At 64.9% G+C, this 20,827-nt stretch carries 19 protein-coding genes and 1 pseudogene; 12 read left to right on the top strand and 8 right to left on the bottom strand.

The window, feature by feature from the left end:
• Window positions 1-6 precede the first annotated feature (6 nt).
• Both AC4BBN_RS14240 and AC4BBN_RS14235 read left to right on the top strand, forming a co-directional pair.
• Window positions 7-846: an ABC transporter ATP-binding protein gene (locus AC4BBN_RS14240; RefSeq protein ID WP_490592624.1), complete on the top strand. Its 840-nt coding sequence runs from the start codon at window positions 7-9 to the stop codon at window positions 844-846.
• Complete coding sequence (locus tag AC4BBN_RS14235) at window positions 843-1,712, top strand: ABC transporter permease (protein WP_490592623.1); 870 nt, start codon at window positions 843-845, stop codon at window positions 1,710-1,712. Before AC4BBN_RS14240 ends, AC4BBN_RS14235 begins: the two co-directional genes overlap by 4 nt.
• Window positions 1,713-1,809: 97 nt before the next feature.
• Here AC4BBN_RS14235 and dxs read toward each other — a convergent pair whose 3' ends face one another.
• The 3 genes from dxs to AC4BBN_RS14220 all read right to left on the bottom strand — a co-directional run bounded on the left by dxs (window position 1,810) and on the right by AC4BBN_RS14220 (window position 5,080).
• On the bottom strand, window positions 1,810-3,726 hold the full coding sequence (gene dxs, locus AC4BBN_RS14230) for a 1-deoxy-D-xylulose-5-phosphate synthase (RefSeq protein ID WP_490592622.1): 1,917 nt from the start codon (window positions 3,724-3,726) through the stop codon (window positions 1,810-1,812).
• Window positions 3,727-3,866: 140 nt separating this feature from the next.
• The gene (locus AC4BBN_RS14225; RefSeq protein WP_490592621.1) at window positions 3,867-4,829 is read right to left on the bottom strand and encodes a polyprenyl synthetase family protein; all 963 of its coding nucleotides are present in this window, start codon (window positions 4,827-4,829) and stop codon (window positions 3,867-3,869) included.
• Window positions 4,826-5,080, bottom strand: coding sequence for an exodeoxyribonuclease VII small subunit (locus AC4BBN_RS14220; protein WP_490592620.1), 255 nt, complete (start codon window positions 5,078-5,080; stop codon window positions 4,826-4,828). Before AC4BBN_RS14220 ends, AC4BBN_RS14225 begins: the two co-directional genes overlap by 4 nt.
• A 227-nt stretch (window positions 5,081-5,307) precedes the next feature.
• On the opposite strand from AC4BBN_RS14220, the gene AC4BBN_RS14215 reads away from it, so the two are divergent.
• From AC4BBN_RS14215 to AC4BBN_RS14195, 5 genes are all read left to right on the top strand, one after another.
• On the top strand, window positions 5,308-6,438 hold the full coding sequence (locus AC4BBN_RS14215; protein WP_490592619.1) for an aromatic ring-hydroxylating oxygenase subunit alpha: 1,131 nt from the start codon (window positions 5,308-5,310) through the stop codon (window positions 6,436-6,438).
• Window positions 6,439-6,504: 66 nt separating this feature from the next.
• A complete protein-coding gene (locus AC4BBN_RS14210) occupies window positions 6,505-7,413 on the top strand; it encodes a DMT family transporter (RefSeq protein ID WP_490592618.1) in 909 nt (302 codons plus the stop codon).
• Between the two features lie 13 nt (window positions 7,414-7,426).
• Complete coding sequence (locus AC4BBN_RS14205) at window positions 7,427-8,281, top strand: sulfurtransferase (protein WP_490592617.1); 855 nt, start codon at window positions 7,427-7,429, stop codon at window positions 8,279-8,281.
• Between the two features lie 92 nt (window positions 8,282-8,373).
• Complete coding sequence (locus AC4BBN_RS14200; protein ID WP_490592616.1) at window positions 8,374-9,936, top strand: DUF1800 domain-containing protein; 1,563 nt, start codon at window positions 8,374-8,376, stop codon at window positions 9,934-9,936.
• Window positions 9,937-9,944: 8 nt separating this feature from the next.
• Window positions 9,945-11,171: a DUF1501 domain-containing protein gene (locus AC4BBN_RS14195; protein WP_490592615.1), complete on the top strand. Its 1,227-nt coding sequence runs from the start codon at window positions 9,945-9,947 to the stop codon at window positions 11,169-11,171.
• Window positions 11,172-11,304: 133 nt separating this feature from the next.
• Here the strand turns inward: AC4BBN_RS14195 and AC4BBN_RS14190 are convergent.
• Together AC4BBN_RS14190 and AC4BBN_RS14185 are read right to left on the bottom strand one after the other, a co-directional pair.
• Window positions 11,305-11,539: pseudogene (locus tag AC4BBN_RS14190) on the bottom strand (transposase); the annotation flags it as partial.
• Between the two features lie 91 nt (window positions 11,540-11,630).
• Window positions 11,631-12,647, bottom strand: coding sequence for a GGDEF domain-containing protein (locus AC4BBN_RS14185; protein ID WP_490592614.1), 1,017 nt, complete (start codon window positions 12,645-12,647; stop codon window positions 11,631-11,633).
• Window positions 12,648-12,826: 179 nt separating this feature from the next.
• Here AC4BBN_RS14185 and AC4BBN_RS14180 point away from each other — a divergent pair, with 179 nt between their 5' ends.
• Window positions 12,827-13,786 carry a DMT family transporter gene (locus AC4BBN_RS14180; RefSeq protein WP_490592613.1) on the top strand — a complete coding sequence of 320 codons (960 nt, stop codon included), beginning with the start codon at window positions 12,827-12,829 and terminating at the stop codon, window positions 13,784-13,786.
• 15 nt (window positions 13,787-13,801) lie between these two features.
• Here AC4BBN_RS14180 and AC4BBN_RS14175 read toward each other — a convergent pair whose 3' ends face one another.
• Both AC4BBN_RS14175 and AC4BBN_RS14170 read right to left on the bottom strand, forming a co-directional pair.
• Complete coding sequence (locus tag AC4BBN_RS14175; RefSeq protein ID WP_490592612.1) at window positions 13,802-14,242, bottom strand: GNAT family N-acetyltransferase; 441 nt, start codon at window positions 14,240-14,242, stop codon at window positions 13,802-13,804.
• A gap of 109 nt (window positions 14,243-14,351) precedes the next feature.
• Window positions 14,352-15,245: a LysR family transcriptional regulator gene (locus AC4BBN_RS14170; protein ID WP_490592611.1), complete on the bottom strand. Its 894-nt coding sequence runs from the start codon at window positions 15,243-15,245 to the stop codon at window positions 14,352-14,354.
• A gap of 202 nt (window positions 15,246-15,447) precedes the next feature.
• Here AC4BBN_RS14170 and amaB point away from each other — a divergent pair, with 202 nt between their 5' ends.
• The 4 genes from amaB to AC4BBN_RS14150 all read left to right on the top strand — a co-directional run bounded on the left by amaB (window position 15,448) and on the right by AC4BBN_RS14150 (window position 19,843).
• Window positions 15,448-16,980 (top strand): L-piperidine-6-carboxylate dehydrogenase, encoded by a 1,533-nt coding sequence (gene amaB, locus AC4BBN_RS14165; protein WP_490592610.1) that lies wholly within the window; start codon window positions 15,448-15,450, stop codon window positions 16,978-16,980.
• 4 nt (window positions 16,981-16,984) lie between these two features.
• Window positions 16,985-18,655 carry a thiamine pyrophosphate-binding protein gene (locus tag AC4BBN_RS14160; protein WP_490592609.1) on the top strand — a complete coding sequence of 557 codons (1,671 nt, stop codon included), beginning with the start codon at window positions 16,985-16,987 and terminating at the stop codon, window positions 18,653-18,655.
• Window positions 18,656-18,737: 82 nt separating this feature from the next.
• A complete protein-coding gene (locus tag AC4BBN_RS14155; RefSeq protein ID WP_490592608.1) occupies window positions 18,738-19,205 on the top strand; it encodes a DUF4019 domain-containing protein in 468 nt (155 codons plus the stop codon).
• A gap of 14 nt (window positions 19,206-19,219) precedes the next feature.
• A complete protein-coding gene (locus AC4BBN_RS14150; protein WP_490592607.1) occupies window positions 19,220-19,843 on the top strand; it encodes a glutathione S-transferase family protein in 624 nt (207 codons plus the stop codon).
• A 72-nt stretch (window positions 19,844-19,915) separates the two neighbouring features.
• Here the strand turns inward: AC4BBN_RS14150 and AC4BBN_RS14145 are convergent, their stop codons facing one another.
• Window positions 19,916-20,743, bottom strand: a complete 828-nt coding sequence (locus AC4BBN_RS14145; RefSeq protein WP_490592606.1) for a ZIP family metal transporter — start codon at window positions 20,741-20,743, stop codon at window positions 19,916-19,918.
• Window positions 20,744-20,827: the final 84 nt, after the last annotated feature.

Here is a 20,827-nt window from a genome sequence, read left to right as displayed (position 1 = left end):
CACGCCATGGCCACCGTGACCAATTTGAAATCCATACCTGACACACCACTGCTGGAAGTCGATGGCGTCAGCCTGGAATACCGCACGCCAGCCCGGTTGGTGCGCGCCACCCACAAGGTCAGCCTGAACGTGTTCGAGGCCGACCGCTTCGTGCTGCTGGGCGCCTCCGGCTGCGGCAAATCGACCCTGCTCAAAGCCATGGGCGGCTTCATCGCGCCGGTGGAAGGCGAGATCCGCATCGCCGGCCGCAAGGTGACCCAGCCCGGGCCCGACCGCATCGTCGTGTTCCAGGAATTCGACCAGCTACCGCCGTGGAAAACCGTGCTCGACAACGTGGCATTCCCGCTGCTGGCATCCCGCACCCTGGGCAAGAAGGAAGCGCATGAACGCGCGCTGCACTACCTGGACAAGGTGGGCTTGTCGGCCTTCGCCAAGGCCTACCCGAACACCTTGTCGGGCGGCATGAAGCAACGCGTGGCGATTGCCCGCGCGCTGGCCATGCAGCCCAAGGTCTTGCTGATGGACGAGCCCTTTGCCGCGCTAGACGCACTGACGCGCCGCAAGATGCAAGAAGAGCTGCTGGCGCTGTGGGAAGAGGTGCGCTTCACCCTTGTGTTCGTCACGCATTCAATCGAGGAAGCGCTGGTCGTCGGGAACCGCATCGGCCTGCTGTCACCCCACCCTGGCCGCGTCCGTGCCGAGATCAACAGCCACGACTTCGGCATGCACAGCCAGGGCGGTGCCGATTTCCAGGCCGCTGCGCAGCGCATCCACCGCCTGCTGTTCAATGAAGAATCCGACGGCAGCCCCACGCCCGCCAACGAACTACCGCGAAAAATTGCATGAGTACTTTGAATCCGCCCATCCGGGCCGAATACGAGCGCGTGCTCGAAGCCCTGCCCGACACACATGTGGAGCGCCTGCTGCCCTGGACCGCCCGCGTCTGGGAGCAGGCCTGGCTGCGCCGTGGTTTGATCCTGGTGGCGTTGCTCATCCTCTGGGAAATCGTGGCCCGCCTGCAGAACAACGACCTGCTGCTACCCACCGCGCTGCAGACCGGCCATGCGCTGGTCGAGGGCCTGGCCAGTGGCGAGCTCATCACCAAGACGCGCATCTCGCTGAGCCTGCTGCTGCAAGGCTATATCGGCGGCGTCATCGCCGCCTTTGTGCTGACGACACTGGCGGTATCGACCCAGCTTGGGCGTGACCTGCTGGCCACACTGACGGCCATGCTGAACCCGCTGCCGGCCATCGCGCTGCTGCCGCTGGCCCTGCTGTGGTTCGGCCTGGGCCAGGGTAGCCTGGTGTTCGTGCTGATCCATTCCGTGCTGTGGCCGCTGGCCTTGAACACCTACGCCGGCTTCCAGGCGGTGCCCGAAACCCTGCGCATGGCCGGGCGCAACTATGGACTGACAGGGCTGCGCTATGTGCTGCAAATTCTGGTGCCGGCCGCGCTGCCATCGATCCTGGCCGGGTTGAAGATCAGCTGGGCCTTTGCCTGGCGCACCTTGATCGCGGCCGAGCTGGTGTTCGGCGCATCCTCGGGCAAAGGTGGCCTGGGCTGGTACATCTTCCAGAACCGCAACGAGCTGTTCACCGACCGCGTGTTCGCCGGCTTGGTGATGGTCATCGTGATCGGTTTGCTGGTAGAAAGCCTGGTGTTCCAGACGCTAGAGCGCTTCACCGTGCGCCGCTGGGGCACGCAGCGCTGAGCTGCATGCAAGGTGGATTCTGGCGCCTTTTACAGGGTGCCGGCTCCCCTGCCCACGGGACGGCGACTGCCCATTGAGCGTCAGCTAGCGAAACAAATTACGCTACCAATTTAAGAGCAGACTTCGCAGTACTTACCTGCGCTGGAAAGCGTTTTTCTATAGATGCCTCAATGCCGGCAGCGTCCAGGCCTTGCATCGCCATCAGCTTCACCGGGTCGCCGTGTTCGATGAAGTCGTCGGACAGGCCCAGCTGCAGCACCGGTAGGTTCACGCCCGCAGCCTGCAGGGCTTCCAGCACCGCGCTGCCGGCGCCGCCCATCACGGCACCGTCTTCCACTGTGACCAGAGCGGCGTGGCTGGCGGCGACCTGCAGCAGCAGTTCCACGTCCAGCGGCTTGGCCCAACGCATATTCACCACGGTGGCGTCCAGCTTTTCGGCTACGGCCAATGCCGGGTACAGCAGTGTGCCGAAGGCCAGGATGGCGATGCCCGAAGTCTGCTTGCTCTGGCGGCGGATCTCACCCTTGCCGTAGGGCAGCGGCTGCAAGCCCGGCTCCATGGCCGCACCGGCACCCGCGCCACGCGGATAGCGCACGGCCACCGGGTTGTCCTGCGCAAACGCGCTGCTCAACAGGCGCCGGCATTCGTTCTCGTCGGCCGGGCAAGCTACGCCCATGTTCGGGATGCAGCGCAGGAACGGGATGTCGTAGGCACCTGCATGGGTGGCGCCGTCGGCACCGACCAGGCCGGCCCGGTCCAGAGCAAACACCACCGGCAGGTTTTGCAAGGCCACGTCGTGGATCAGCTGGTCGTAAGCGCGCTGCAAAAAGGTGGAGTAAATCGCCACCACCGGCTTCAGGCCTTCGCAGGCCAGGCCGGCAGCGAAGGTCACAGCATGTTGCTCGGCAATGCCCACGTCAAAGTAGCGGTCTGGAAACAGCTTTTCAAATTCCACCAGGCCAGAGCCTTCGCGCATCGCCGGCGTGATGCCGACCAGGCGACTGTCCTGCGCAGCCATGTCGCACAGCCAGCGGCCAAACACCTGGGTGAAGGTGGGCTTGCTGACGCCGCTGGCTTTTTGCAGACCCACGGCCGGGTCGAACTTGCCAGGGCCGTGGTAAGCCACGGGGTCGGCCTCGGCCAGCTTGTAGCCCTGGCCTTTTTTGGTGACCACGTGCAGGAACTGCGGGCCGGTCAGGTGCTTGATGTTTTCCAGCGTGGGGATCAGCGAGTCCAGGTCGTGCCCGTCGATGGGGCCGATGTAGTTGAAGCCAAACTGCTCGAACAGCGTAGCCGGCACCACCATGCCCTTGGCATGCTGCTCGAAGCGTTTGGCCAGCTCGAACAGCGGCGGCGCGCCCTTGAGCACCTGCTTGCCCACGCTCTTGGCGGCGGCATAGAACTGGCCGCTCATCAACTGGGCCAGGTAGCGGTTCAGCGCACCGACGGGCGGGCTGATGCTCATGTCGTTGTCGTTCAGGATGACCAGCAAATTGCAGTCGCTGACGCCGGCATTGTTCAGCGCCTCGAAAGCCATGCCGGCGCTCATGGCGCCGTCGCCGATGATGGCCACGCTGCGGCGGTTCTCACCCTTTTGCTTTGCCGCCAGGGCCATGCCCAGCGCGGCCGAGATGGAGGTGCTGGAATGCGCCGTGCCAAACGCGTCGAACGGGCTCTCGGAACGGGTCGGGAAGCCCGACAAACCGCCCAGCTGGCGCAGCGAGGCCATGCGGTCGCGCCGGCCGGTCAAAATTTTGTGCGGATAGGTCTGGTGGCCCACGTCCCACACCAGGCGGTCTTCCGGGGTGTTGAAGACGTAGTGCAACGCCACCGTCAACTCCACCGTACCCAGGTTCGAGCTGAGGTGGCCACCGGTTTTGGACACGCTGTCGATCACAAACGCGCGCAGCTCATCGGCCAGCGGTTTCAGCTCGGTGCGGGGCAACAGGCGCAGGTCCGCCGGGTCGTTGATGGTTTCCAGCAGCGGAAAGGTCGATGGTTTCGCGGTAGGCATAGTTTCAATTCTTGTGTAGGCGTAAACAACGGACCTCGCCAGAACACCCCAGAACCGGCTCTGCCGGGCTGGCGGTGTTGCCCCCTGCAAGGGGGTTGGCGTAGCGACACATAGTGCGCGAAGACTGGGGGTGTGCCATATCAGCTGGACCGGTTCACCACCATATCGGCCAGGGCACGCAGCGCCTGGGTGTTGGGCAGGTCGCTGGCGTCGAGCGCGGCCAGGGCCTGGGCCAGCAGTTCCTGGGCGTAGGCAGTGGAGCGCTCCAGGCCCAGCAGGGATACATAGGTGGGTTTGTCCTGGGCGGCGTCCTTGCCCACGGTTTTGCCCAGGGTGGCGGCGTCGGAGGTAACGTCCAGAATATCGTCCACCACCTGGAAAGCCAGGCCCAGCGCGGCACCGTAGTCACGCAGCGCCGCATGGGCGGTGGCGGACAGCGCGCCCTGTTTGCAGGCTGCGCCCATCATCACGCTGCCCTGCAGCAGGGCGCCGGTCTTCAGGCGGTGCATGCAGCGCAACTGGTCTTCGCTCAGCGCCAGGCCGATGCTGGCCAGGTCGATGGCCTGGCCACCGGCCATGCCCTGGTAGCCCGCGGCCTGGGCCAGCAGGCGGCACAGCGTGGCCTGCACGCTGGCCGGGGCTTCGCTGCCTTCGGGCGTGAGCAATTCAAATGCCAGAGCCTGCAACGCATCGCCAGCCAGCAGGGCCTGGGCCTCGCCAAACTGCACATGCACCGTGGGCTTGCCACGGCGCAGGATGTCGTTGTCCATGCAGGGCATGTCGTCATGCACCAGCGAATAGGCGTGGATCAGCTCGGCCGCGCAGGCGGCACGCAGGGCTGCGTCGTCCAGGCCCGCCGTGGCGGTGGCGGCTTCACCGGTGGCCACGGCTTCGCGGGCGGCCAGCACCAGCAAGGGGCGCAGGCGCTTGCCGCCGTCCAAAACGGCATAGCGCATGCCTTCGCGCAGAGCGGCAGGGGCGGGATGTTCGTCGTCCACCACGCCACCAGCGGCTACCCAGTCGCTCAGCGCCTGTTCTACACGGGCCAGCTGCTGGCTGCTCCAGCGGGGCAAATCAAATGCGTCAAATGCGGTCGTAATCATTCTTGCGTCCATGGCTTCAGTACACCCTGGTCCAGCACCTTGATCTGCTGTTCCACCGCGTCCAGCCGGTCGCGGCAGAACTGCAGCAGCTGGGCGCCGCGCTGGTAACCGGACAGCAGCTGTTCCAGGGGCAATTGGCCCGATTCAAGGCGGCTGACCAGTTGCTCCAGCTCCTGCTGGGCGGCCTCGTAGCTGGCAGGCAAGGCCTCTGGCGGGGCGTCGGATACGGTTTTGGCGGCGGCCTTGGGCATGGGTGGGGCAGAGGTTGGAATCGGCAAAGAGGGGGGATTTTACGGGCTGGCACGGGCGCCTGCGCCGCACGCGCCAGCCCAAAACACCCCGGCGGGTACAATCGGCCCTCTTTTCGCCACCGGTGACCGTGCATTTGCTGCACCGCCGGAGCTTCTTCCCGCGCAAAATCCCTGGATTCGCGCCTAACCTGCCCCTTCATAGGGGGAGTCTCTAGGTCAGGACAACCATGTCTGATTTAAGTCTTCAACTGCAGCAGGCCTCAAGCCAACTACCAGTTTCAAGCTATTTTGACGAAGCGCTGTTTCAGCGCGAGATCGAAACCCTCTTCCAGCGAGGGCCACGCTATGTCGGCCACAACCTGGCCGTGCCCGAGGTGGGCGATTACTACGCCCTGCCGCAAGAGGGCGAAGGCCGCGCGCTGGTGCGTACGCCGAACGGCGTGGAACTGGTTTCCAACGTATGCCGGCACCGCCAGGCGGTGATGCTCAAGGGTCGGGGTTCGCTGAACACCACCCAGCAGGGCAGCGCCGGTGGCAATATCGTCTGCCCACTGCACCGCTGGACCTACAGCGGCGGCAATGGCACGCCCACCGGCACGCTGCTGGGCGCGCCGCATTTCGCCCAAGACCCCTGCCTGAACCTGAAGCAGTACCCGCTGCAGGAATGGAATGGCCTGCTGTTCGAAGGCTCCAGAAATGTGCAAGCCGACCTGGCGGGCATGGGCCCGCTGGCCGACCTGGACTTCACCGGCCATGTGCTGGACCACGTGGAGCTGCACGAATGCGACTACAACTGGAAGACCTTCATCGAGGTCTATCTGGAGGACTACCACGTAGGCCCCTTCCACCCCGGCCTGGGTGGCTTCGTCACCTGTGACGACCTGCAGTGGGAGTTCAAGGACCAGTATTCGGTGCAGACCGTGGGCCTGGCCCAGCGCCTGGGTGTGGCTGGCAGCCCAGCCTACCAGCGTTGGCAGGATGCCCTGAAGGCGTACAACCAGGGCGCTGCCCCCAAGCACGGCGCCATCTGGCTGACCTACTACCCGAACGTGATGGTGGAGTGGTATCCGCATGTACTCACCGTCTCCACGCTGCACCCCATCAGCCCAAACAAGACGCTGAACATGGTGGAGTTCTACTACCCTGAAGAAATCGCCGCCTTCGAGCGCGACTTCGTCGAGGCCCAGCAGGCCGCCTACATGGAAACCTGCGTGGAAGACGACGAAATCGCCCTGCGCATGGACGCCGGCCGCAAGGCCCTGCTGCAACGTGGCGACAACGAGGTCGGCCCCTACCAAAGCCCGATGGAAGATGGCATGCAGCACTTCCACGAGTGGTACCGAAATGCTATTAAATAAATAGCTGCTAGCGCAGGATCTATTTGTGCTAGCGGCCTATTTTTCATAGATATAGAAAGCGGAGCGATGCAGGCTTTATGGATGGTGCTGGCGGCTTTTGTATTTGCCAGCATGGGGGTTTGCGTCAAGTTCGCCTCGGCGCACTTCAATCCGGCTGAACTGGTCTTCTACCGTGGGCTGATCGGCATGGCCTTCCTGGCCACCCTGGCGCGCGCCCAGGGCGTCAGCCTGAAAACCAGCTACCCCGGCATGCACGCCTGGCGCAGCACGATTGGCGTGGCCTCGCTGGGGGCCTGGTTCTACGCCATCGCCCACCTGCCCCTGGCCACGGCCATGACGCTGAACTACATGAGCAGCATCTGGATCGCCGCCTTTCTGATCGGCGGCGCACTGCTCACCTGGCGCCCCGGCCAGGGCAATTCAGCCCTGCAGCAAGGCCCACTGGTGCTGACCGTGATGGCAGGCTTCATCGGCGTGGTGATGGTGCTGCGCCCCAGCCTGGACCAGAATGAAATGTTTGCCGGGCTGATCGGCCTGCTGTCGGGCATGGCGGCGGCATTCGCCTATATGCAGGTGATGGCGCTGTCGCGCATGGGCGAGCCGGAGGCGCGCACCGTGTTCTATTTCGCCGTGGGCTCGGCCGTGGCGGGCGGTCTGGGCATGCTGCTGACCGGCGCATCCGCGTGGCACTGGCCTACGGCCTTGTGGCTGCTGCCCATAGGCGTGTTTGCGGCGCTGGGCCAGCTGTTCATGACGCGCGCCTACGCCTCCGCCAAAACCCAGGGCGCCATGCTGACGGTGGCCAGCCTGCAGTATTCGGGCATTGTGTTTGGCGCGGTTTACAGCCTGCTCTTGTTTGGCGACAAAATCTCGTCCCTGGGTTGGCTGGGCATGGGCCTGATCATGGCCAGTGGCATCGCCGCCACCGTGCTGCGTGGCCAGGCCGCGCCGAATGCCCCCGCCGAAGAACACTGAAAGGTAAGCACCGATGTACAGCACCCTCATCTCCGTCGAACAGCTCCAGGCCCTGCAAGCCAGTGGCCAGCCTTATATGGTGTTCGACTGCACATTTGATCTGGCCCAGCCCGACGCCGGCCAGCAGCAGTACCGCGCGGCCCACATCCCCGGCGCGGTATATGCGCATCTGGACCACGCCCTCAGCGCCAAGACCGGCCCGGCGGTATCCGGTGGCCGCCACCCGCTGCCCACCCAGGAAGCCTTTGCCACCTGGCTGTCCAGCGTGGGTTTCAGCAATGACATGCAGGCCGTGGTGTACGACCGCAACGGCGTCAACTACTGCGGTCGCCTTTGGTGGATGCTGAAGTGGATGGGACACGCCGCCGTGGCCGTGCTGGACGGCGGGCTGCAAGCCTGGCAGGCCGCAGGCGGCGCCGTGACCGACGCGGAAGAGCCGCATAAATTCACAACCAACTTCACTCCAGCGCAGAGCCTATCTGCGCTGGTAGCTACAGAAACTGTAGTAAGCAAGCTGGGCCGCCCGGGCCAGACCATCATCGACGCCCGCGCCACGCCACGCTTCAAAGGCGAGGTCGAGCCGCTGGACCCGGTGGCTGGCCACATCCCTGGCGCGCTGAACCGCCCGTTCGGCCTGAACCTGGGGCCGGACGGCAAGTTCAAGCCCGCCGCCCAGCTGCGCGCCGAGTTTGAAGCCCTGCTAGGGAACCGCGACCCCGCCAGCGTGGTCCACCACTGCGGCAGCGGCGTCAGCGCCAACCCGAACCTGATCGCCATGGAAATCGCCGGTCTGGGCACGACCGGCCTGTACGCCGGCAGCTGGAGCGACTGGTGCAGCGACCCGTCGCGGCCCGTGGCCCAAGGTTAAAAGCCGGTGACAGGGGCAAACTTATGTAAAGCCCGTCATCGCTGAGGACCGCGCGGTCGTTGCACACTGAGCGACTCACAAGGAGACATGCGATGAGCGTCCCGCCTTTCCGATGGTTTCCCCCCGCGCTACTGGCCAGCCTGCTGCTGGGTGCCTGCGCCACCCATGACCCAGCCAAACCCTCGGCCACATCGGCCAGCACATCCCGCCCCGCCCCGGTAGACGCCTACAAGCTGAGCAACCGCCTGACCTGGGGTGCCACCACAGCAACGCTGGAACAGGCCGAATCCAAAGGGCTGCCGGCCTTTCTCCACCAGCAGCTACACCCCGGCCCCGCCACCCTGCCCCCGGTCGTCCAGCAACAGATTGCGGCCATGACGATCAGCCAGCAGCCGCTGGTGCAACTGGCCACCGACATGGAGAAACGGCAGAAGGACGTCAACGCCACCTTCGCCAATGACGACGATAAAAAAGCCGCACAGCAGGCCTACCAGCAGGAGATGAACCGCCTGGGCCGCGAAGCCGCCACCCGGCACCTGCTGCGCGCCCTGTACTCCAGCAACCAGGTGCAGGAGCAAATGACCTGGTTCTGGCTGAACCACTTCAACGTGCACCTGTACAAAGCCAATCTGCGTGCCATGGTGGGCGACTACGAGGACACCGCCCTGCGCCCCCACGCTTTAGGCAAGTTCCGCGACCTGCTGGGCGCCGTAGCCCACCACCCGGCCATGCTGCGCTACCTGGACAACGAGCAAAACGCTGCCGGCCGCATCAACGAGAACTACGCCCGCGAGCTGATGGAGCTGCACACCCTGGGCGTCGGCGCGGGCTACAGCCAGCAAGACGTGCAGGAGATGGCGCGCATCCTCACCGGCGTGGGCTATAGCTTCAACCCCGACGCCCCCAAGCTGCGCAAAGAGCTGCAGGGCGACTACGTGCGCCAGGGCCTGTTCGAATTCAACCCCAACCGGCACGACTACGGCCCCAAAACCTTACTCGGCCAGCCCATCAAAAGCCGAGGCCTGGCCGAGCTGGACGAAGCACTGGACCGCCTGGCCAAGCACCCGGCCACAGCCCATTTCATCAGCCGCAAGCTGGCCCAGTACTGGCTCAGCGACACGCCGCCACCCGCCCTGGTGGAGCGCATGGCGCAAAGCTTTTTGCGCAGCGATGGCGACATCGCCGTGACCCTGCAGACCCTGATGACCTCGCCGGAATTTGCCCAGGGTGCCGGCCAGAAGTTCAAGGACCCGATGCACTACGTGGTGTCTGCTGTGCGCCTGGCCTATGACAACCAGCCCATCCTGAACGTAGGCCCTATGCTGAACTGGCTGAACCGCATGGGCGAGCCCTTGTACGGCCACCAGACGCCCGACGGCTACGCCCTGGACACTGCCGCCTGGGCCAGCCCCGGCCAGATGGCCACACGCTTTGAAATCGCCAAGGCCATAGGCTCGGGCAACGCCGGCCTGTTCAAGACAGACGGCCCGCAGCCCGTGGAAAAAGCCGCCTTCCCACAACTGGCCAATGCGCTCTACTACCGCGCGCTGGGCCAGACCCTGGGGCCGAATACGCAAAAGGCATTGGCAGAAGCCACCTCGCCGCAAGAGTGGAACAGCTTCCTGCTCAGCTCCCCCGAGCTGATGCACCGTTAGGAGAAAAAATGCAACGCCGCCACCTGCTCCAGACTGCTACTGCCCTGCCCTTTGCGCTGAACGCCGGCCAGCTGTTTGCTGCGGCCGCCGCCCCCAACACGGCCACGCCACGCCTGCTGTTCGTCTTTTTGCGCGGGGCCTACGACGCGGCGAACCTGCTGGTGCCCACCAGCAGCGACTTCTACTACGCGTCCCGGCCCGAGATCGCCATTCCGCGCCCTGGCACCGACCTGAACACCGCCATCGCGCTCAATGCCGACTGGGGCCTGCACCCGGCGCTGCGCGACACGGTGTACCCGCTGTTCCAGAAGGGCGAGGCCAGCTTCATCCCCTTCGCCGGCACCGACGATGTGTCGCGCAGCCATTTCGAGACACAGGACAGCATCGAACTTGGGCAGCCGCTGACCGGCCCAAAAAACTTCCGCTCCGGCTTTCTGAACCGGCTGGCGACGGTAGTCAACGGCGCCACGCCCATGGCCTTTACCGACAGCCTGCCGCTGTCCATGCAGGGCACGATGCAGGTGCCCAACACGGGACTCAAGTCGGTTGCCAAACCAGCCGTAGACCCGCGCCAGACGGCCATCATCGCGGCCATGTACCAGGGCACACCACTGGCCAGCCCTGTGACCGATGGCTTTGCGGTACGCGACGAAGTCACCCGCGAACTCAGCGGCGAGATGCTGGCCGCCAGCCGGGGCGCCATCAGCGCCAAGGGCTTCGAGCTGGAAGCCCAGCGCATCGCCCGGCTGATGAAAGAGCGCTACAACATCGGCTTTGTGGACGTGGGCGGCTGGGACACGCACGTGAACCAGGGCGGCGCCACTGGCTACCTGGCCTCGCGCCTGGACGAGCTGGGCCGGGGCCTGGCCGCCTTTGCGCAAGAGATGGGGCCGGCCTGGCGCAACACCACGGTGGTGGTGGCCAGCGAATTCGGCCGCACCTTCCGCCAGAACGGCAACCGAGGCACCGACCACGGCCACGGCTCGGTGTACTGGGTACTTGGAGGTGGTCTACGCAGTGGACCGAATGCAGGTGGACCCAATGCGGGCGGCCAAATCGCTGGCGAGCAGCAAAAGGTAGAACAAGCCACCTTGTTCCAGAACCGCGACTACCCGGTGCTCAACGAATACCGGGCGGTGCTGGCCGGCCTGTTTGCGCGGCAGTTTGGGCTGAACAGCAAGCAGCTGGACCAGGTGTTTGCGGGCGTGAAGGCCAAGGACATCGGGCTGGTGTAAGTCGCACCTGGCACAACGGGGTAGGCCCAACCCAGCAGCTTGCGGTACTTCACAAAGCCGCTCTTGTCGGCCGCCGCGCAAAGCGGGTGGGCAGCTTGCTGAAGGCGGCAAGCCAAGCATAGGTGCGCTCGGCCAGCAACGCCAAGTGCAAACAATGCCATACGCCTGCAGTTTGCCAATCGCGTAGGCGCCTGCAGCAGGGCATACCACTGTCGAAGCCCAGTTCCTGGGGCAGATGCTCCCATGGCGTGCCTGTACGCAGTACCAACAGAATGCCATTCAAGGCTTGCTCGTCACGCAGCCTGGGTCTGCCTCCCCGTGGGCGAAGGCTGGGAGACCGGCAGCAATGGCTCAATTCTTTTGGACATCGCTGCGCTGATCTCTTTGTTTCTGTTTTTCCCCATGCCGCGTCAACCGCACGACCTGCGTTGCACGATGACAGGCTTTTGTTAGCCGCTCTTATTGGGCTATGGCAGCTTTGCGGGCCAGCTTGACCTTGTACATGGCCGCATCGGCGGCCTTCAAAGCCTGAGCCGCATCGTACGTGCCTGGTGCCACCCCTAGCACCCCCACACTGGCGCCTGGGTAATGCAACAGCACCTCGCCCAGGTTGTATTCCCCCACCGTGGCCTGGAACACGCGTTCCTGGAAGGCACTTTGCGCGGCGGGCAATAGTTCGGGCTGTTCAGGCCCAAAGGCAATCACCACAAACTCATCGCCGCCCAGACGGCCAGCCAAGTCCTCGCTGCGCAGCAAGGTGCGCAAACGGTCGGCCAGCGCAACCAGAAATTGATCGCCCATGTGGTGCCCATGTGTGTCGTTGATGGCTTTAAACCCATCCAGATCAATAAAAGCCACCAGCACAGAGCTCCCCCGCCGCGCGCCCTGAGCCAGCAAGCGGGTCAGTTCCTCGTGCAGCGCGCGCCGGTTGGGTAGCTGGGTGAGCGAGTCGGAGGTCGCGTATTCGGTCAGCCGTGCATTCGCTTGGAGCAGTTTCTGCATCAGTTGCTCGCGCTCCACCTGCTGCCCAATCAAGCGGGCAAACAGTGACAGCAAGCGTTGCGCCTGGGGCGGCAGCGCGTGCCGCTCGGAACTGGCCGCGCACAAAGTGCCATACAGCGAACCGTCGGTCAACTGCACGGGGTTGCTGAGATAGGTCTGGATGCCTAGGGCGCGTGCCGCAACCGAATCGCCCCAGCGTGTGTCTACATCGTTAGCGAACGGGTGGCCGTCGTCCAGGGCCCGTTTGCACAAGGTGTCTTCCCAGGCCACGCTCAGCCCCTCTGGCATCTGCATCGTGCTGGCGTTGCGGGCGTAAAGAATGTGCTGAACGCTGTGTTGCAGGTCGATAGTGGTCAGATAGGTGGACTCCATGCCCGTGATCGACTCCAGCATTTCCAGCAGCGGACGCGTCAGCTCCTCCAGGGTATTGGCCGACGTGACCGTCGAGGAAAGGTGGTCGAGTAGGGTGTCCATAAAGTAATTATTGCCTACGTCGCCCCAGCCGGCGCATCCCGGTGGCTCCACCACGCGGCTTCAAATGGACCATGAACAGGCTGTGAACGTGTCGCATGCCAGCTATATTGTGGTGCCCGATTGAAAGCGACCGTTTCCTGAACGCATAGCCTAACTCCCTGCATAACGGGGACTTCTAGATGGAAAAACGGCTTGTACTGGGCATAGCGGCAGCCATCTTTGCCGCGTTTTCGTGGTCGCTAGGCTTTGTTGCGCCCTACGTGATCGGCCCCTATTCCATTTACGACCTGGCGGTATGCCGATTTGTGCTGTCAGGGGTGTTTGCACTCGCCATCCTGCTGGCGACACCAGGCCAGCTGCGTGGCCTGGGCGCCATGGACTGGATAGTCGCCGCATGGCTGGGGCTGATCGGCTATGTGGGGTACTTCTTGATCATCGCGGCCGCCGTGGTCTACGCGGGGCCCATCATTCCGCCGGCCTTTGTGGCGACGGTGCCGGTAGTTCTGGCTGTCATCGGCAACTTCGGGCCGGATCGTATCTCCTGGCGCGGCTTGGCATTGCCTCTGGCGCTGACCCTGGCTGGCCTGCTGATGGTGAATGCGAGCGGGCTGACAGGCCCCGGCGACGCAGCCCAGGGCAACGTCTTGCTGGGCATAGGCTTCTCACTTGCCGCCGTGGCGCTCTGGACGCTGTTTGGCATCAGCAACCAACGTGCGCTGCGCCAACGCGCCAACGTCAATGCCCTGACCTGGACCGCGCTGATGATGTTGGGCGGCGCGATTGAAGTCCTGGCCTTCATTCCCTTGGGCTTGCAGCTGGGGCTGTTCAACACCCCCGTGCTTGGCCTGCACTGGAGCGTGGCCGCGCCCTTGTTCCTGTCGTCCACTGCGCTGGCACTTCTAGGCGCCATCGGTGGATCGTGGGCCTGGTCCATCGCCACACGCCGACTACCCATCGGCCTGGCCGGCCAGCTGATCGCTACAGAAACGATATTTGCCACCAGCTTCGGCCTGATTGCACACCAGCGCGCACCCGCCTGGTCCGAGGCCGGCGGCATAGCACTCTTGCTGGTGGGCGTGATCACCGCCGTGGGTGCCTTCCACCGGGCGCAGCGCAGGCCTGCAGCACACGGCGGCTAGAACGCCCCGTGCGGATCAGCCCAGCAGCTTGCGGTACTGCACAAAGCCGCTCTTGTCGGCGATGTGGTCGTACAGCTGCATGGCTTGCAGATTGCTCTCGTGCGTCAGCCACCAGACGCGGGACGCATGGTCATGCTCGGCGCTGGCATACACATGCTCGATCAGCGCCCGGCCCACGCCCTTGCCGCGCAGGCCGGGCTGGGTGAACAGATCCTGCAGATAGACGTAGTCGCCCTCGGTCCAGCAGCTGCGGTGGAAGATGTAGTGCACCATCCCCACCAGTTCGCCATCGATCTCGGCCACCGCGCAGTGCATGGGTTCGCTGGCGTCCAGAAAGCGCGCCCAGGTGCGCTCGGTCACCGCCTCGGCGATATCGACCTTGTAAAAAGCCTGGTAGGCCTTCCATAGCGGCAGCCACTGCGCATGGTCTGCGGGCTGGGCCATTCGGATGTTCATTTGGCAACTCCATTGTTTGAAGCACCAAGGGTACGCACAAGCTGGCTCCTTCGCCAGCACCACCAAGCAGGAAAAAAATAGGTCCACGCCTGCTGGCACCAGCGCGGCATCAAGCCCCCGCCGCAGCCCGTATCCAATCCCGAAACGCGCGCACCAGCGGCGCCTCGGCACGCGACTCGGGGTAGACCAGGTAGTAGGCGTCGCTGCTGTTCAGCGCCTGCGCAAACAGCTGCACCAGCGCGCCGGATGCGATCTCGGCCTCGACCAGAAAACGCGGTAGCAGCGCAGCGCCCAGGCCCGAAACTGCGGCCTGGGCAATCATGGCGAACTGCTCGTAGCGCGGGCCGCGCAGGGCGTGCACGCCGTCGGCACCCACCTGTTCGAACCAGTCGGCCCACTGGGTGGGACGGGTGGTTTGCTGCAGCAAGACCACCTTGGACAAATCCTGAACGTGGGCCACACCGTGCTGGGCCTGGTAGGCGGGGCTGCAGACGGGCACCACCTGCTCGTGCATCAGGTACTCGCACACCGCACCGGCCCACAGCGGCGCGCCGAAGTGGATAGCGGCGTCCAGCGGCTCCTGGGCAAAGTCAAAAGGCTCGCTGCGGGCGGCGATGTTGACGGTGACATCCGGGTGGCGCCCGGCGAAGTCGCCCAGCCGTGGAATCAGCCAGCGGGTGCCGAAGGTGGGCAGCACGGCCAGATTCAGCAGGCCGCCGCCATCGGAATAGGCCATGGCCTTCTGCGTGGCGCTCGCCAGTTGCTGCAGCACGGCGCGCACGTCGGCGGCGTAGACCCGGCCCGCATCGGTGAGCACCACGCGCTGGCGCACCCGGTGGAACAAGGCCATGCCCAGCTGCAGCTCCAGCTGGCGGATCTGGCGCGACACCGCGCTTTGCGTCAGGTGCAGCTCTTCGGCGGCGCGCGAGATGCTGGTGTGGCGGGCGGCGGCCTCAAAAGCCAGCAGGTCGGCCACCGGTGGCAAGAAGGTTTTACGAAACATGGTTATGCCCCCGGGGAATGAAGCAGAGCGGCTGCTCTCAAGCCATTTCACGCTCTAGCGCAGATTTAATCTGCGCGAGCAGCTAGCATCTTTGCAAACACTTGATTCCATTTTCGCATCAAGTCGTTCTAATTTGTCGCTATGCAAGCCGTCCGTATTGCGCGATATTGGGGCCACTTCTCCACACCCCGCCTATCGCACCATGTCCCAAGCCATTGCCACCCTCCCCTCTGAAGTCGACCAGCTGCTGCAACGCCTGGGTGTGCCGCGCACCGCCTATACCGGTGGCACGCTGGCCGTGCGCTCGCCCATCTCGGGCGAGACGATTGCCAACCTGCCGCAAACCTCGGCCGCCGACGCCACAGCCGCTATCGCCCGCGCCCACGCCGCCTACCAGGCCTGGCGCAACGTGCCCGCTCCCCGCCGGGGCGAGCTGGTGCGCCTGCTGGGCGAAGAGCTGCGCGCAGCCAAGGCCGACCTGGGCCTGCTGGTCACGCTGGAAGTCGGCAAGGTGCCCAGCGAAGGCGCTGGCGAGGTGCAGGAGATGATCGACATTTGCGACTTCGCCCTGGGCCTGTCGCGCCAGCTGTATGGCCTGACGATTGCCACCGAACGCGCCGAGCACCGCATGATGGAAGCCTGGCACCCGATGGGCGTGGTCGGCGTCATTTCGGCCTTCAACTTCCCCGTCGCCGTATGGTGCTGGAACGCCGCGCTGGCCCTGGTCTGCGGCAATGCCGTGGTGTGGAAGCCGTCCGAGAAGACACCGCTCACCGCCCTGGCCACCATGGCGATTGCCCAGCGTGCGCTGGCCCGCTTTGGCGATGCTCCTGCGGGCCTGCTGGAGCTGCTGATTGGCCAGCGCGACATCGGCGAAGTGCTGGTGGACGACGAACACGTCAAAGTGCTGTCGGCCACCGGCTCCACCGCCATGGGCCGCGCCGTGGCGCCGCGCCTGGCCGGCCGCTTTGCGCGCGCAATTCTGGAGCTGGGCGGCAACAACGCTGCCATCGTCACCCCCTCGGCCGACCTGGACCTGGCGCTGCGCGGCATCGCCTTTGCCGCCATGGGCACGGCCGGTCAGCGCTGCACTACGCTGCGCCGCCTGTTCGTGCACGCCAGCGTCTACGACAAGCTGGTGCCGCAACTGGCCCAGGTTTACGGCAAGGTGCAGGTGGGCGACCCGCGCGCTGCCGGCACCTTGGTCGGCCCGCTGATCGACCGGGCAGCCTATGACGGCATGCAAAAGGCCCTGGAAGAGAGCCGCGCCCTGGGCGCCACGGTGCACGGCGGTGCGCGGGTGGACGGCATTGCCGGTGCCGATGCCTTCTACGTGCGCCCAGCGCTGGTCGAGTTGGACGCCCACGCCGGCCCGGTGCTGCGTGAAACCTTTGCGCCCATTCTGTACGTGCTGCGCTACGAGTCGTTTGACGATGCGCTGAAATGGCACAACGCGGTGGGCGCGGGCCTGTCGTCGTCCATCTTCACGCTGAACCTGCGCGAGGCAGAACAGTTCATGTCCAGCGCGGGCTCGGACTGCGGCATTGCCAACGTCAATATCGGCCCGAGTGGCGCGGAAATCGGCGGCGCCTTTGGCGGCGAGAAGGAAACCGGCGGCGGCCGCGAATCGGGCTCGGACAGCTGGAAGGCCTATATGCGCCGCGCCACCAACACCATCAACTACTCCACGGCCCTACCACTGGCACAGGGCGTGAAGTTTGATGTAGGGGACTGAAGCCATGGCCCACTCTCGCACAGGCGGCCAGATCCTCGTTGACCAACTGCTGACACACGGCGTACAGCAGCTCTTTTGCGTACCTGGCGAAAGCTTTCTGGCGGTGCTGGACGCCCTGCACGACACATCGATCGCCGTGACTGTTTGCCGCCAGGAGGGCGGTGCCACCATGATGGCCGAAGCCCAGGGCAAGCTGACCGGCCAGCCCGGCGTGTGCTTTGTGACACGCGGCCCCGGCGCCACCAACGCAGCGGCGGGCGTGCACATCGCCCACCAGGACTCCACGCCGCTGCTGCTGTTCGTCGGCCAGGTCGCGCGTGCAGCGCTGGGGCGCGAGGCGTTTCAGGAGCTCGACTACAACGCGGTGTTCGGCAGCATGGCCAAGTGGGTGGTGCAGATCGACGACCCCAAGCGCCTGCCCGAGCTGGTGTCGCGCGCCTTCCACGTCGCCACCTCGGGGCGGCCAGGCCCCGTGGTGATCGCCCTGCCGGAAGACATGCTGACCGAAGCCGCCACCGTGGCCGACGCCCTGCCCTATGCGGTCACAGAAACGTACCCCGGCCCTGGCCAGCTCACAGAACTACAACAACGCCTGGCGGGGGCCCAGCGCCCGGTGGTCATCCTCGGCGGCAGCCGCTGGAATGACGCTGCCGTGCAGCAGTTCAAAGCCTTTGCCGAGGCGTTCGCGCTGCCGGTGTTTTGCTCGTTCCGCCGCCAGATGCTGTTTGACCACCGCCACCCCTGCTACGGCGGCGACCTGGGCCTGGGCGCAAACCCACGCCTGCTGGCGCGCATACGCGATGCGGATCTGATCTTGCTGGTCGGCGGGCGCCTGTCCGAGGTGCCGTCGCAGGGCTACGAGCTGCTGGCCATTCCCACGCCCCGTCAGGCACTGGTGCATGTCTTTGCCGACGCCGATGAATTCGGCAAACTGTACCGCGCCACCCAGTCTATCCACGCCACGCCGCAGGCCTTTGCCGCAGCCCTTGGCACGCTGCGGCCGGCATCGCCCCCGGTGTGGGCGGCGAACACGGAAGCAGCGCACGCAGACTACCTGCGCTGGAGCGACCCCGCGCCCATCCATATCCCCGGCCCGTTGCAAATGGGCGAGGTGATGCAGCACTTGCGCGAGGTGTTGCCTGCCAACACCATCTTCTGCAACGGGGCTGGCAACTTCGCGACCTGGGTGCACCGCTTCTGGCCCTTCACCAGCTACGCCAGCCAGCTTGCGCCCACCAGCGGCTCCATGGGCTACGGCCTGCCGGCCGGCGTGGGCGCCAAACGCCTGTGGCCCCAGCGCGAGGTGGTGGTGTTTGCGGGCGACGGCGACTTCCTGATGCACGGCCAGGAATTTGCCACCGCCGTGCAATACGGCTTGCCCATCATCGTGGTGCTGCTGGACAACGCCATGTACGGCACCATCCGCATGCACCAGGAACGGCACTACCCAGGCCGCATCAGCGCCACCCAACTGAAGAACCCCGACTTTTGCGGCTACGCCCAGGTGTTTGGTGGCCACGGCGAAAAGGTAACCACCACCGAAGAGTTCGCCCCGGCCCTGGCCCGCGCCCGCGCCAGCGGCAAGCCCGCCATCTTGCACTGCCTGCTGGACCCGGAGGCCATCACACCCACCAGCACGCTGCAAGGCATACGCAGCGCGGCCCAGGGTGGCTGAATCACTTTGCGACACGGCTTTACACCCTGGTCGCATAGTCCGCCTACACTGCCGGTTCTGCATTTTTTGCTATCGGAATCCTATGCATCTGTTGAAACTGGCCCCGGCCGCACTGTGTCTGGCCGCATCGGCCTTGCTCTACACCCCGCTGGTATCGGCCCAGGCCGCAGCCCCCGCAGCCACCGCCGACAAGGAGCAAGCCGCTAAGGAGGCCGACGGCCAACTGGCCGCCGCCGGCTGGCTGATGATGCTGGACCAGCAAAACTGGGGCGGCGCCTACGAGGCGGCCAGCCAGTCCTTCCGCAACTTGGTACAGATCGGCCAGTGGATGGACAGCATCCCCGGCGTGCGTGCACCCTTTGGCGCATTCGAGAACCGCACCCTGGCGCGTGTGGTCTACAAAACCACCATGCCGGGGCGGCCTGATGGCGAATATGTCACTTCGATTTTCAACACCGACTTCGCCAACAAAAAAGGCGTGGAAGAAATCGTCGCCACCGTGCGGGACACCGACGGCAAGTGGCGCGTCATGGGCTACGCCCCGCGCTAAAACAGGCTTTAGCCATGCTGCAGATCCTGGGTAAACCCACGTCCATCAACGTACGCAAAGTGCTGTGGCTGTGCGTGGAAATGGACTTGCCTTATGCGCTGGAACCATGGGGTGCGGGCTTTCAGTCCACCGACACGGCGGCCTTCAGGGCACTCAACCCCAACGCCTTGGTCCCTGTCCTCCGCGACGGTGACTTTGTGCTGTGGGAGTCCAACGCCATATGCCGCTACCTGGCGGCCAAGCAAGGCCGCACGGATCTGCTACCAGCCGGGCCTGCGGCACGCGCCAAGGTGGAGCAATGGATGGACTGGCAAGCCACCGAGCTGAACAACGCTTGGCGCTATGCCTTCATGGGCCTGGTGCGGCACAGCCCAGACCACCAGGACCCAGCCCTGCGCGCCGCCAGCGTGCACAGCTGGAACCGCCACATGCAGATCCTGGAAGACCAGCTGCAAGGCACCGGCGCCTATGTGCTGGGCGAGGACTTCACGCTGGCCGACATCGTTTTGGGCCTGGCCGCCCAGCGCTGGTACATGGCGCCGATGGAGCGGCCCGCCCTGCCAGCGGTACAGGCCTATTACGAACGGCTGAACCTGCGCCCGGGCTACCGCCTGCACGGCCGCAACGGCATGCCCTGAGCCTGCGTCTACATCAGCAGGTTTTCGGCGATCTCCAACGCGACCACGTCGCCGGGCAGGCCGGCCATAGACTCAATGCGCATGGCCGTGGGCTAGCCCGCTGACAAAAGTCACCAGCCCTATGCCCAGCAAGAGCCAGGCGATTTGGGCCACAGTTTGCGCAGCACTCAGGCGCTTTTGCAGCTGGGGAATCAGGTCCGCCAGTGCCACATAGATAAAGCTGCTGGAGGCCACCACCAGAAAGTACGGCAGCCATTCGTGCAACAGGTCCACCAGGGCAAAGCCCACCACGCCGCCCAGGGCCGTTACCGCACCCGCCAGCGACACCTTGACCAGCGCCGCACGCCGGTTACTGGAGGTGCCACGCAGCACCACCAGGTCGCCCATATGGTGTGGCACCTCGTGCACCAGCACGGCCAGCGCCGCCACCCAGCCCAGGTGCGCATCGGCCATGAAGGCCGAGGCAATCAAGATACCGTCGCCAAAGGCATGCACGCTGTCGCCCGTAAGCACGGCCCAGCCGCCGGTGCGCAAGGGCGCAGCGTGGTGGTGGTCATGCGAATGGCCGTGGCCGTGATCATGCCCGTGGTCATGGCCTTGGCCATCGACCTGCGGACCTTGGTGGTGTTCATGGCCGTGGTGCCACAGCTCGGCTTTGTCGAGCAGGAAGAAGAACACCAGCCCCACCAGCAGCGTGCCAAACAGCTCTTGCGCGCCGGCCTGGCTCTCGAAGGCTTCGGGCAATAGGTGCATGAATGCCGTGGCTAGCAAGGCGCCCGCCGCCAAGCTCAGCATGTGCTGCGTATAGCGCGCCAGCACGCCAAAACTGAGCGCAGCCGCCAGCCACACACTGCCAATACCAGCACACAGGGTGCCAACCAGAATTGCAAGAAGAGTCATGGGGTCCATCAGACAAAAAGCCGACATCGACGGGCTTGGTACACATTTGTGTCACCTGATCTTAGCAAGACGACCCTAACCGCC

The organism is Rhodoferax sp. SPJ21, from assembly GCF_058216335.1.
Note: the sequence above shows the minus strand (reverse complement) of the source record. Positions and strands in the feature narration are given on the sequence as shown.